The organism is Terriglobus albidus, assembly GCF_025685425.1.
GTDB lineage: Bacteria > Acidobacteriota > Terriglobia > Terriglobales > Acidobacteriaceae > Terriglobus > Terriglobus albidus.
In genome coordinates this window covers 39,018-50,322 of sequence record NZ_JAGTAS010000031.1, presented here as the reverse complement: position 1 = coordinate 50,322, position 11,305 = coordinate 39,018, and the positions used below count along the sequence as shown (strand labels likewise).

Sequence of the window (11,305 nt, the reverse complement as noted above, 5' to 3'; positions counted from 1 at the left end):
AAACTTCCTCCCGGAAATCTGTAGGCTAAACACCTCCAACCCATCAACTCAGACAATAAAGACACAACCACCATAACTAAAGTGATTCCCCCTCAACCGCTCATACAAACACCTTGAAACGGCTGGCCTTCAGCCCTTTATCTCGTACTGGGCCGGATACCTGGGGCGTTGCCCCAGGCTGGTATAGAGCGCGCCTTCAGCGCTTGCCTTGCCGGGGTGAACGCCCGCGGAGTAAACACAGGCGAGGATTAGAGCATTTTCCCTGTTGCTGTGTATCCCGAAAGCGGTGTGCAGCAGCGTTTTCATTGCGAAAACGCCCATAGATGTGGAAGCCCTGCGGTACACCTACAGCGAAAATGCTCTAGCGGAAAGTTTCGCGTGGACCGAAGACGGGAACGCTTATCAATACCTGAAAACAAGGACGGAATGAGACGTAGTTTTGGAAATCGGGCCGCCGATTGTTTGCGGCGGCCCGCACTTCCTTACTGATAAGCACCCATGGAAGGAGTGCTACCGCGTTGGTCTCCGACGATGTCGACCTGCGACGCCTTGGAAGAGGCGCCGGCAGATTTACCTGCGGAGCTGGATTGGAGTGCGAAGTTCGTCGTGGAGACGAAGCTTGGTGCGCTGGTTACCGGTCGCGGATCGAATGCGGGAGCGGCTCCGGCTCCGGACCAGAGGTTATTCGTCCCGGTGACTCCCTGGCTCTTTGATTGAATGTATGGCTGCGCCGCAGAAGGCTGGACGCAGATGTTGTTGGTCAAGTTGATGACTGCGCCTGCGAAGATCACACCGAAGCATCCATTTTGATTGCCGAGTGTGTAGCCGCCCGCATCCATGACGGTGTTGTTGTAGACCTGAACCGTTCCACTTGTTGAACCGGCAGGATCTGAGTTGATTGCGATGCCTGCCTCGTTTGCGACTCCGTAAGGATTGGAGGCAATCGCGACATGGGCTACTACGTTGTTGTAAACCTCAACGGTTCCCTGTGATGGATTGACCGATGCGAGTTGGATTCCATCGCAGTATCCGCCGGTAATGACGTTGTCATGGATATGAAGATCGTACTGATTGCTGCCGGTCGTGGCATGGAACATGAGGCTGCGGCAATACCCCTTGAAGTTTTGTCCAATGGTGTTCCAGCCCACGTCTGCGTGATTGGCGCCAGACGAGAAGTAGACAGCATGATAGGTCTTGTCTACCTTGCCACCGGTGTCATGCACATTGTTGCCCTGGAACACCCAGGTCTCAGCGGGGTTTGTGGTTTCGGCCAGAACGCACGCAGTTCCGCCGATACCGGAAGGAGGCGCCGGGCATGAGAGGCTGTTGTTGATGATACGCACATTGCCGACCTCGGAATCGATCGCAGAACTCTTGCCCACGATATTAAGGTTGGCGATCGTCGTGAATTTACCCCAGCTCTTAACCCCGTTATCTACGCTGGTGCTGCCGACATTCACTGTTCCACCGGGGTAGCCCACGATGGAAAGCTGACTTGTGGCTGATCTGCCGCCAAGATCCAACGACATAGCCGCCTTGTAGCTCCGTCCATCGTCGAAGGTCACGTCGGTTCCCGGTTCAAGATAAATAACGGTATTTTGCGAAGGAGATGCAGAGTCACCCGATGTTACGGAATTGAATGCAGCCCTCCATGTTTTATTGATTCCTGCTTAACTAATGTCCTATTATATTATCCGAGCAGTCGAGGAGGCATGATGCGTCCAGTCGGCAGTCCGGAGGAGTTGGAGCGGAAGCGTCAGCGCGCGATCACTCTAATCGAAGAAGGCATTACCCAAGCTGAAATAGCGCGTGTTCTGGGAGTTGATCCGCGCAGTGTGCGGCGTTGGAAGCGCGCGTGGACCGAAGGCGGCCGTGAGGCGTTAGGGGCGACCCAAGCCACCGGCAGGCCACCGCGTCTGACTGTGACTGAAAAGCAGAAGCTGGAGAAGCAGCTGCTAAAAGGAGCTGTCTCTGCTGGTTTTCCAACGGACCTATGGACTTGTCCTCGGGTAGCCGACTACATCGAGCGAACCTTCGGGGTTCACTACCATGTCGATCATGTTTGCCGCCTGCTGCATCGGATGCACTGGAGTCCACAAAAGCCAGCCCGCAAAGCCGTTGAACGCGATGAGGAGGCGATCCAGCAATGGGTAAAACAGGACTGGCCTGCTCTCAAAAAAAAGCGAGCCGGCTGAAAGCCTGGCTGGTTTTTCTGGATGAGAGCGGCTTTTTGCTGGCTCCCCTGGTGCGGCGCAGCTGGGCGCCTTGCGGCCAAACACCGGTACTCTATCAGCGCGGACGGCATCACAAGAAGGTCTCTGCCATCGCTGCGCTATGTGTTTCGCCGGAGCGTGACGAGGTTCGACTCTACTTCCGTCTCTATCCTGGAGGAGATGTCGATTCCACACGCGTGATCAACTTCCTGCGTGCCCTCAACCATGAGTTGGAGGTCAACTGGTGCTTGATCTGGGACAGGCTCAATGCCCACCGTTCCAAGCAAACCAGTCAGTGGCTTGCCGGCGCAGAACGCCTGTGGACCTCCTTCTTCCCTCCCTATGCCCCTGAGTTGAACCCCGTCGAGTATCTCTGGTCCTGGGCCAAGATGAATCCGCTCGCCAACCGCGCCTTCTTCGACATAGACGACTTGGCGGTTGAAGCACGACACGCCGCCAGATCCTTGCAGCACAAACAGACACTGCTACGATCCTTCGTGCAACACAGCCCTCTTCTTCTACGCCTCAAATAGGACTTTATTTATGCAGGAATCAATAAAGGGAGCCGTGAAGCTGCCGTTGTTCGTATCGAGTCCCTTCGGGGAGACAAAGACGATGGTGGTCGGGGTGACGGTGAATGGAACGCCATTTGAGGGAAGTCCGTTTACGTTGACTACGATGTTTCCTGTCTTCGCTGACGGTCCAAGTTGCGCGATGATCATGGTGTCTGACCACGAGCACAGGCTGCAGTCGGTCACGAGTTGTCCACCAAGGGTCGCCGTGCTGGTTCCCTGCGAAGCTCCGAAGTTGTTTCCGAAGATTCGGACATATACGCCATTTCCGTTATCACCGCCGCTGCCTGAACCTACATTGAGATCGGTGTAGTTGATGTGCGGCGTACCCGGCAACGAACTGCCAGGCAACGTTGAGTTGTCGGAGACATTAAGGTTCAAGCCTGTTTTGGTGGCTCCGCCACAGTAGTCCCAGTTCTGAACGACAACGTAGTGTGCACCGGGAGTAAGAGTGATTGTCGTGTTGACGGTAGTTCCATTTGCGCTCCACTGTAGCTTGTCGTCAACATAAATGCCGACGGCAGCAACGCCCTGGGAACACGTTGTGTTTGTAGTTGCAACGACCGGGAATGAAGTTCCAACAGTGGAGCCGTTGGTAGGAGTGGTTACGACCACGGCGGCGAGCGCAGGCACCGCGCAGGATATCAATGCACCTGCGACGAGTGTAAGCACACGAAGACACTGAGCGACTAAGCGACTGATCTGCATTTCTACAAGCTGCTCCTGGGGAGAATAGGGGAACCGTGGGCAGCAGCTTGCATTTCGATGGCCGCAAAATAGCGGAGACCTTATCTACGCAATATGAGCAACTTATGCTTCGTCATCGATCCGAGGATGAAAAATATTCCGAGATACCGGAAAGTTCTTCCGGCTAGTACTGATAAACGCGGGTGCCGAAAGACGTGATTGCCTTCGCTATGTGCTCTAGTGCAGTTCCTGGGCGAGCCCGATGAGAATCCCTTCAGGCCCGCGGATGTAGCAGAGTCGATATGCGTCCTGATACCGGACGACTTCACCTACGAGCTGCGCGCCGCGATTGCGAAGCTTTTCCAACGTGTCGTCGATGTCATCCACGGCGAACATGACGCGGAGATAACCTAAAGAGTTCACCGGAGCGTTGCGGTGATCCGTGATGACAGGCGGCGTGAGGAAGCGAGAGAGTTCGAGACGGCTGTGACCGTCGGGCGTGCGCATCATGGCGATATCGACGCGCTGATCGCCGAGCCCGGTGACACGTCCTGCCCATTCGCCTTCGATCGTAGCCCGACCTTCGAGCTCGAGTCCGAGCTCTTGAAAGAAACCAATGGTTCCTTCCAAGTCTTCGACCACAATTCCTACGTTGTCCATCCGTTTGAGCGCCATGCGTCGAGTGTAAAGATCTCGTCTGGTTCTAACAACGTCGTCAGTTCCACCATTGATCGTGTCCTGCAGGAGTTGGAAACCGCGGGCTGAAGCCCGCGGGTCCCACCGGTCCGAGCTGAGCTCGAATAATCATCCCAGCGAACCAGGTTTGCTGGGTGATTCGTGACGGACCTGCTTTCCAATGCTAGAGAGGCCTTCAGGCCTGGTACACCGACTTGACAACTACTAAGCCGTCTTAGTATTAAGCTGTCTTACTATGAAGAAGACGGACGCAATGCAAGGTTCGCTTGACCTTCTCATCCTGAAGGTTCTCTCCCGTCAGCCCAAGCTGCACGGTTATGCCATCATGACGGCGATCAAGCAGACGTCCGGCGACGTTCTCAACGCCGAGGTCGGTTCGCTCTATCCCGCGCTTCATCGCATGGAAGAGACCGGATGGATCCGCGCCGAATGGGCTCCCAAAGAAGCCGGCCGCCGGACGCGGCTTTACCAGCTCACCGCCGCCGGAAAGAAACAGCTCGCCGCGGAGGTCGCCCGCTGGTACACCGTCAGCTCTGCCATCAATCGTGTCCTGCAGGAGGCCTAACGATGTCCTTATGGTCGCGCATTGCCTACGCATTCCGCAGCGATCGTCTGAATCGAGAAATCGACGAGGAGTTCGCCGCGCACATGGAAGAAGCAATCGCCGCCGGTGAAGACCCTGCAGAAGTACGCCGGAGCTTCGGTTCCCTGCTGCGCCTGCGCGAACAAAGCCGGGAGGCCCGCATCGCCGGCCGGCTCTACAATCTGCGTGCCGACCTCGTCTTCGGCTGGCGCCAACTGCTGAAGCGAAAAATCACTACCGCCACTGCGATTCTTTCGCTAGCCCTCGCGATCGGTGCATGCACCTCCGCTTTTCGCCTTATCGACGCGCTCTTCCTTCGCCCCCTGCATGTAGCTCACGCCGATCAGCTCAACGTTCTCGTGCGGCAGGGTCCTGATGACCACGGCGTGCCCCGTAGCTTCGACGACTTCGCCTATCCCAACTTCGCTCGTATGCGCGCTGCCGCCAAAGGCCAGGCCGAACTCATCGCAGCTTCATTCACCTATCGCACGGACCTTACCTACGCCACCGACAATGAGATGGAAAAGGGCTACGTGCAGTACGTCTCCGGCACGATGTTCCCGACGTTCGCTCTTAGACCTACGCTCGGCCGTCTTTTCACCGCCGAGGATGATATCACTCCAGGTGCACATCCCATTGCCGTCATTTCCTACAACTATTGGTCTCGCCGTTTCGCCAACGATCCCCAGGTCGTCGGCCGCACCGTTCGCATCGGCGGCAATATGTTCCAGATCATCGGCGTCGGCCCCAAGTCCTTCACCGGTACCGAACCCGGTATCCTCACCGACATCTTCCTGCCTGCAATGATGGACCCCGACGTCGCGCGCACCGACATAAGCTGGGTCCGCGTCCTCGCCGTCATCGCTCCCGGTGTGCCCCATGAACCGCTCCGTGCAAAACTCGACGCTGTTAGTCTCAATTACGAGACCGAGCGCGCCAGGGGCTTCGTCGGGATGTCGCGACATAACATCGAAATGTCTCTGCAGAAGAAGATGGTGATCGAGCCGGCAGCCGCCGGTGTCTCCCGCCTGCAGGGCGACTATCGCGAGGCGCTGGTCTGGCTGGGCGTTCTCGTGGCGCTTGTGCTCCTGATCGCCTGCGCCAACGTGGCAAATCTCATGACCGCCCAGGCCGCATCGCGTGCGCGCGAAATGGCTCTCCGTGTTTCCATCGGAGCCGGCCGCTCACGCCTGATGCAACTCGTCCTGGTTCAGAATGCCATGCTCGCGTTCTTCTCTGCCGTGCTCGGAGCAATCTTCGCCTGGTGGGCCGCGCCTTTTGTCGTCAGCCGCATTAACCCGCCGGACAACCCAGCGCACCTCATCCTTCCGGCAGACTGGCGCGTGCTCGCGTTCGGCTCGCTGCTCACTCTCGCCGTCACACTTCTCTTCGGTCTCGCCCCGGCCCTGCGCGCCTCTGCCATTCAACCTGTCATTGCACTGAAAGGCGGCGAAGAACCGCGTACTAAAGATCGCTCGATGTATGCACTCATCGCCGCGCAAGTCGCCTTCTGCTTCGTCGTCCTCTTTTTCGCAGGGCTCTTCCTCGTCACCTACCGCAATCTTTCCAAACAGCGGCTCGGCTTCGATGCCCAAAACCTGTTGCTCATCGAAACCACCACACCGCACGGCCAATCGCCCGAAGCATGGTCGCAGATGGCCGACACCCTTCGCACAGTTCCCGGAGTCAAGGATGTGGCTATCTCGAGCTGGCCCCTTCTCTCAGGCGGCTGGACCGGTTCCATCTCCGTCAACGCTGCTCCGCCCACAGACACCTGGGGCTACTTCCTCTCCATCTCACCCGGCTGGCTGAACACCATGAGGATACAGCTCATCGATGGCCGTGACTTCAACTCCGCAGACACGTTTCCCGGCGAAGCCATCGTCAACCAGAGCTTTGTCAAAATCTTCTTCAACGGCGTCAATCCCATCGGCCGGACCTTTGAAAAAGTAAATCCCTTGGGCTCGCGCCAACTCTGCCGTGTGGTCGGCGTCGTTTCCGACGCAACTTACGGCAACCTGCACGAACCCCTCCGCCCTGTCGCCTACGTGCCCTTCCATAAGATCAATGAAGACGGCACGCTCAATCCGGCTGACGGAGGCGCCTTCGTCGTCCGCACCTCCGGCATCAACCCTATTTCTCTCGCCGCCACATCGCGCCGCCTGGTCGCGAAGACCAATCCCGCTTACCGCGTCAACAACGTGCGAACCCAGCAGGAACTTGTCGACAACCAGAGTATCCGCGAACGTCTTCTGGCGTTGCTGGCCCTGTTCTTCGCAATCGTCGCCCTCTTACTCGCCGCCATCGGGCTGTATGGCGTGTTGAGCTACTCGGTGCTCCAGCGCGAGCGCGAGATCGGTATCCGCATCGCGGTGGGTGCGCGTATCGGAAGCATCGTCAGGCTGGTCACTGCACCAATCTTCGTCACCGTATTGATTGGCGCCGCTGCCGGTATCGCATGCGGCATCACCTCAGTCCGCTACGTCCAGGCACTGCTCTTCGGATTGGAAGGAGCCGCCCCATCCATGCTGATCGTACCGACACTCGTCCTTTTCGCCGCAGCCCTGCTTGCCGCAATTCCAGCCGTGCTACGTGCCGCGCGCATTGATCCATCCATCATGCTCCGCGCAGATTAGTTGACCGTGAAGTCTCTCTGCCATAGCCCAGAGATGAATCCGGAAAAGCGCGGACACGTTGCAGGTGGCCCGCGCTTCCAGCTGGCTCAAGGCGCTTCTGTTTACGAGGATGAACTCCTCGAGCGTCATGAGTGGCTGACCGATGATCTCAGTGCCTGTACTATCGGTTCCGGCCAGAAGACCTTCCTGCTGATCGATCCGGACGCTTCAAAGTGGGCCCGTTTCGCTTTATCGCCTTCCATACGTGCGGGAACGGGGTGGGTAGGCATCGTCGGAGCCTACTTCGTCGGTCGAGGCATGCAGAGTACGCTCTACGGGGATTGGCAAGCTCGGCCTCTCTGTCCTCGCCTCCGTCGCCATGGTTTTGCTTGTCACTGCGTTCACACAGTTCTTCTGCAAGGGTCGTTGCGAGCCGCTCCAAGGGCCGATGTCGTAAGCTGAAACTCCGGCCGTATCCCAAAGGCGATCAGCTGCGTAGAGATAAATATGGATCATACGCGCGACATGGAAGTCCAAGGTCCCTTCGATGCACGCTATTTAGCGTTCCTTGAGACCATCACGCAAGTCCGGCCTCGTCTGCATCGGTACTGTTCACGGATGACCGGATCGGTAATGGATGGAGAGGATGTTGTTCAAGAAGCGCTATTTGAGGCGTATCGAAAGTTGGATCAGTACGACGAGAATCGTCCTCTTGCTCCATGGCTATTCAAGATTGCCCACAATCGATGCATCGACTTCTTGCGTAGGCGTGGTGTCCGGGTTGAGGCAGAAACTGCTGCCATGACCCCGGATTTCATAATGCCTCCCACTTCCCCTGTTCTGGGTATCGGCCGGGCGGTTGAACGGTTAGTGATAAGTCTGCCCCCCAAGGAACGCGCATGCGTGTTGCTCAAGGATGTTTTCGACTACACGCTTGAGGAGATCGCAGAACTTCTCAGCTCCACCGTGGGAGGCGTCAAGGCCGCCCTCAACCGGGGCCGATCGAAATTGGCTGCCTTGCCTGAACCAGTGAATTCACGTCGGGAACCAAATCCGGATTTATCGCGACTTTTGCGTCTCTACGTTGACCGCTTTAATCAGCGCGATTGGGATGGATTGCGTGAATTAATCAGCGCCGACGCGCAACTGCGGGTTGTCGATCGATTTGCCGGTCTCGTCGAAAGAGCGCCATATTTCAAGAACTATGAACGCCAGCTAGTGCCGTGGCGGCTGTCAGTGGCAGAAGTGGACGGCCAGTTGGGAATCGTCACGCTGCATAAACACGGCGACGAGTGGAGGCCTGCTTCGGTCGCTCGTCTCGATGTGACGGATCAGCATATCGTGCGTATCGTGGATTACGCGCATTGCGCGTGGGTTCTCCCAGCGGCGACCTCCGTTGTCATCCGCCTGCCCCACTGAGGAATGTAGCAGGACTCCGTATCCCGAACCGCCCTGGAGCCGTAATACAGAGCAGAGGGGCAGTTCAAGGAGAACGAAACATGCGCATGAAAGATGCTATTCAATTTGCTCTCAGCATTTCGGACCGAGCGGTGCTGGATGTAATCGACGAGATGAGCGACGCCGCAACAACGTTTCCAACGCAGAATGGCGGGTGCCATCCGCTCTGGGTCCTGGGTCACCTCACGCTGGTTGAAGGCATGATTCCGGCAGCCCTCTTCGCAGAAGAAAATCCCGTGGCAGAGTGGCAACAGTACTTTGGCGAAAGCTCGGAAGCCATCGCCGATCCCTCTGCCTATCCACCCTTCGCGCAGGTACGAGAAAAATATGTTGAACTGCGCGAACGGAACCTCAAGATTCTCGAATCAATGACCGAGGCTGACTTCGACAAGCCGGCGAAGGCGCCTCCCAAGGGACGGGAGCGAGAGTTCGCTACGTTCGGACAGAGCTTCCTTGTGCTGGCCCTGCACCAGGCGATGCACCGCGGCAACCTGACTGACGCGCGACGTGCCGCCGGCCGGACGGCCGTCGTCCTACAGACATCCTGAACCCGCTGGTCAGGGAGCAGCTGACGAGCCTGGACAACGATCTGAGCTGGTCTCCCGCGAATCCCTGCATATCAATCCTGCGTAGGTATCCTGCGACGGCCGATGGCCGTAGTCGCAGATCTAAAAATAATTTGATCGAGGAGGTTCTGAAATGAACAAGTTTCCAGTGATTCTTTTATTCGCAACGTTGGCTGGCCTTCCCGTGTTGGCGCAGAATCCCAAATACCCTCCCCTCCGCGAATACATGATGGCGCGCGACGCTGAAATCGCTCTGGCAAAGAGCGCGGCTCCGGAGTCAGTTTCCGATCACGCGACCATAAAGGTCTTCACCGAGTCCGGATTTCAAACCGTACACAAGGGAGACAACGGCTTCGTGTGCATGGTCATGCGCGGGTTCACCGGAGCCCCGATGTACACTCCGGCCCAAGTCCGGGACTACATCAATTACGACGCGAAAACGCGGGCTCCAATTTGCCTCGACCCACTCGCCGCGCGAACCGTCCTCCCTTACTACGAACTTCGGACAAAGCTAGGATTGGAAGGCAAGACAGCCGAGCAAATTGCGGAGGGTGTACAAACGGCTTACGCCAAAGGCGAGATCCCCAAGCGTCCAGCAGTATGTTTTGCCTACATGTGGTCAGCGGAACAAGTGCTTGGACCGACGGGTCATTGGCACCCGCACATCATGGTGTATCTTCCCGGCTACGAGACCCTGCTTGGCACCAAACACCCCCAAAACCCTCTCCCATCTATTGGAGACGACGAGGGCACGCCGTTTGCCGTGGGTGTTATCCCGGTGGACGACAGGCTGGCCGTAAAGGCCCAGGGGAGATAGCATGTGGCCAGCCACCGGAGCATGCTTTCTAAGCATTCAGCGAGTGAAATATGTCCGATGGCCGAAAACATAGAGTTGAACTCATTTGGCGATGATCCGTAAATGTGTCCATCTCTAACCTGCGCGATACGGCGCGCGAAAAGATTGGATAAGATGCCGCGATATGCAGCGCAAGGACATCCGTTTGTTGTGGCGTGCCTCGGTTCGAGTACCACCGCAGGCAAGGGCCAGGCCTTCGACTGGATCAAGGTTCTACAGGACAGGCTGGGACAGGAAGAGTTTGCACTGCGCAATTTTGGGGTTGGAGGCGACTTAGCCTACAATGCCCTTCAACGGCTTTCCCAAGTAATCGAATCGAATCCTCAAAAGGTCGTGATTCTCATCGGCGCGAATGATGTCTTGGGCATCGTATCGGCTAAGGTGAGAAGGTTCTATCGCTTTGCAAAGAAACTACCGCAAGATCCATCTCCTGAATGGTTCCGTATCAATCTTCAAAAAATTGTTCGGCGATTAAAACAAGATACCTCCGCGGATCTCGCGCTCTGCTCCCTGCCACCGATCGGCGAAGATTTGGATTCGACGAACCCGTTCCAACACGAAATCAATGTGCAAGTCGAGAAACTCAGCACAATCATCCGAGAAGTCGCGACAGAACAGGATATCGGCTATATCAATGTCTACGAAGCATTCAGCACGCAGATGAACAATTCACGACGGCGTTCTTTCACGGAATTCCGTTTTTTCGCGTTTTATCGTGATGCATTTCGTGCGCTGGTGCTCGGGAAAAGTCCTGATGATATTTGCAGATTAAATGGCTGGGAGTTTCATACCGACGGGATCCACCTGAATGGCCGCGGTGGGTTGCTCCTTGCCGGTCTTGTGCAGACGTTTCTTGAGAATACCGGTAAGAGCGCCGAAGAAAATCCTGTCTGAGCATCCGAAGCCGCGGCGTTTCTCAACGTCGCGTTCAAGCCAATGCACTCATGGCGAGAAGTTTCCACCGCATATTTAGGAAACGCGTATCTCGGTACTAAATACTTCGCTGCCGAGATACACATCAGGTGTTTCACTGCCTGTAGCGTTTATCGTTGCAAGTCG

At 56.7% G+C, this 11,305-nt stretch carries 11 protein-coding genes; 8 read left to right on the top strand and 3 right to left on the bottom strand.

What is annotated here, in order from left to right; genetic code table 11:
• Positions 1–482: 482 nt before the first annotated feature.
• On the bottom strand, positions 483–1,565 hold the full coding sequence (locus tag OHL21_RS06215) for a hypothetical protein (RefSeq protein WP_263416385.1): 1,083 nt from the start codon (positions 1,563–1,565) through the stop codon (positions 483–485).
• Between the two features lie 147 nt (positions 1,566–1,712).
• On the opposite strand from OHL21_RS06215, the gene OHL21_RS06210 reads away from it, so the two are divergent.
• Entirely contained in the window at positions 1,713–2,195 is a 483-nt protein-coding gene (locus OHL21_RS06210; protein ID WP_263416384.1) for an IS630 family transposase, read from the top strand.
• On the top strand, positions 2,147–2,746 hold the full coding sequence (locus OHL21_RS06205; RefSeq protein WP_263416383.1) for an IS630 family transposase: 600 nt from the start codon (positions 2,147–2,149) through the stop codon (positions 2,744–2,746). Before OHL21_RS06210 ends, OHL21_RS06205 begins: the two co-directional genes overlap by 49 nt.
• Here the strand turns inward: OHL21_RS06205 and OHL21_RS06200 are convergent.
• Both OHL21_RS06200 and OHL21_RS06195 read right to left on the bottom strand, forming a co-directional pair.
• Complete coding sequence (locus OHL21_RS06200) at positions 2,732–3,493, bottom strand: IPT/TIG domain-containing protein (RefSeq protein WP_263416382.1); 762 nt, start codon at positions 3,491–3,493, stop codon at positions 2,732–2,734. The genes OHL21_RS06205 and OHL21_RS06200 overlap by 15 nt on opposite strands.
• 216 nt (positions 3,494–3,709) lie before the next feature.
• Entirely contained in the window at positions 3,710–4,132 is a 423-nt protein-coding gene (locus OHL21_RS06195; RefSeq protein ID WP_263416381.1) for a VOC family protein, read from the bottom strand.
• A 289-nt stretch (positions 4,133–4,421) separates the two neighbouring features.
• Here OHL21_RS06195 and OHL21_RS06190 point away from each other — a divergent pair, with 289 nt between their 5' ends.
• From OHL21_RS06190 to OHL21_RS06165, 6 genes are all read left to right on the top strand, one after another.
• A complete protein-coding gene (locus OHL21_RS06190) occupies positions 4,422–4,733 on the top strand; it encodes a PadR family transcriptional regulator (RefSeq protein WP_399257530.1) in 312 nt (103 codons plus the stop codon).
• 2 nt (positions 4,734–4,735) lie between these two features.
• Positions 4,736–7,387 (top strand): ABC transporter permease, encoded by a 2,652-nt coding sequence (locus tag OHL21_RS06185; RefSeq protein WP_263416379.1) that lies wholly within the window; start codon positions 4,736–4,738, stop codon positions 7,385–7,387.
• A gap of 486 nt (positions 7,388–7,873) precedes the next feature.
• Entirely contained in the window at positions 7,874–8,785 is a 912-nt protein-coding gene (locus OHL21_RS06180; RefSeq protein ID WP_263416378.1) for an RNA polymerase sigma factor, read from the top strand.
• Between the two features lie 80 nt (positions 8,786–8,865).
• Positions 8,866–9,372, top strand: coding sequence for a DinB family protein (locus OHL21_RS06175; protein ID WP_263416377.1), 507 nt, complete (start codon positions 8,866–8,868; stop codon positions 9,370–9,372).
• A 151-nt stretch (positions 9,373–9,523) separates the two neighbouring features.
• Entirely contained in the window at positions 9,524–10,207 is a 684-nt protein-coding gene (locus OHL21_RS06170; protein ID WP_263416376.1) for a hypothetical protein, read from the top strand.
• Positions 10,208–10,360: 153 nt separating this feature from the next.
• Complete coding sequence (locus OHL21_RS06165; protein WP_263416375.1) at positions 10,361–11,140, top strand: SGNH/GDSL hydrolase family protein; 780 nt, start codon at positions 10,361–10,363, stop codon at positions 11,138–11,140.
• Positions 11,141–11,305 lie beyond the last annotated feature (165 nt).

What these genes read in the sequence shown, in the direction of transcription:
- OHL21_RS06210 (WP_263416384.1), top strand. Translation starts at nt 1,713, where the DNA reads ATGATGCGTCCAGTCGGCAGTCCGGAGGAGTTGGAGCGGAAGCGTCAG.
- OHL21_RS06205 (WP_263416383.1), top strand. Translation starts at nt 2,147, where the DNA reads ATGGGTAAAACAGGACTGGCCTGCTCTCAAAAAAAAGCGAGCCGGCTG.
- OHL21_RS06200 (WP_263416382.1), bottom strand. Translation starts at nt 3,493, where the DNA reads ATGCAGATCAGTCGCTTAGTCGCTCAGTGTCTTCGTGTGCTTACACTC.
- OHL21_RS06195 (WP_263416381.1), bottom strand. Translation starts at nt 4,132, where the DNA reads ATGGACAACGTAGGAATTGTGGTCGAAGACTTGGAAGGAACCATTGGT.
- OHL21_RS06190 (WP_399257530.1), top strand. Translation starts at nt 4,422, where the DNA reads ATGCAAGGTTCGCTTGACCTTCTCATCCTGAAGGTTCTCTCCCGTCAG.
- OHL21_RS06185 (WP_263416379.1), top strand. Translation starts at nt 4,736, where the DNA reads ATGTCCTTATGGTCGCGCATTGCCTACGCATTCCGCAGCGATCGTCTG.
- OHL21_RS06180 (WP_263416378.1), top strand. Translation starts at nt 7,874, where the DNA reads ATGGATCATACGCGCGACATGGAAGTCCAAGGTCCCTTCGATGCACGC.
- OHL21_RS06175 (WP_263416377.1), top strand. Translation starts at nt 8,866, where the DNA reads ATGCGCATGAAAGATGCTATTCAATTTGCTCTCAGCATTTCGGACCGA.
- OHL21_RS06170 (WP_263416376.1), top strand. Translation starts at nt 9,524, where the DNA reads ATGAACAAGTTTCCAGTGATTCTTTTATTCGCAACGTTGGCTGGCCTT.
- OHL21_RS06165 (WP_263416375.1), top strand. Translation starts at nt 10,361, where the DNA reads ATGCCGCGATATGCAGCGCAAGGACATCCGTTTGTTGTGGCGTGCCTC.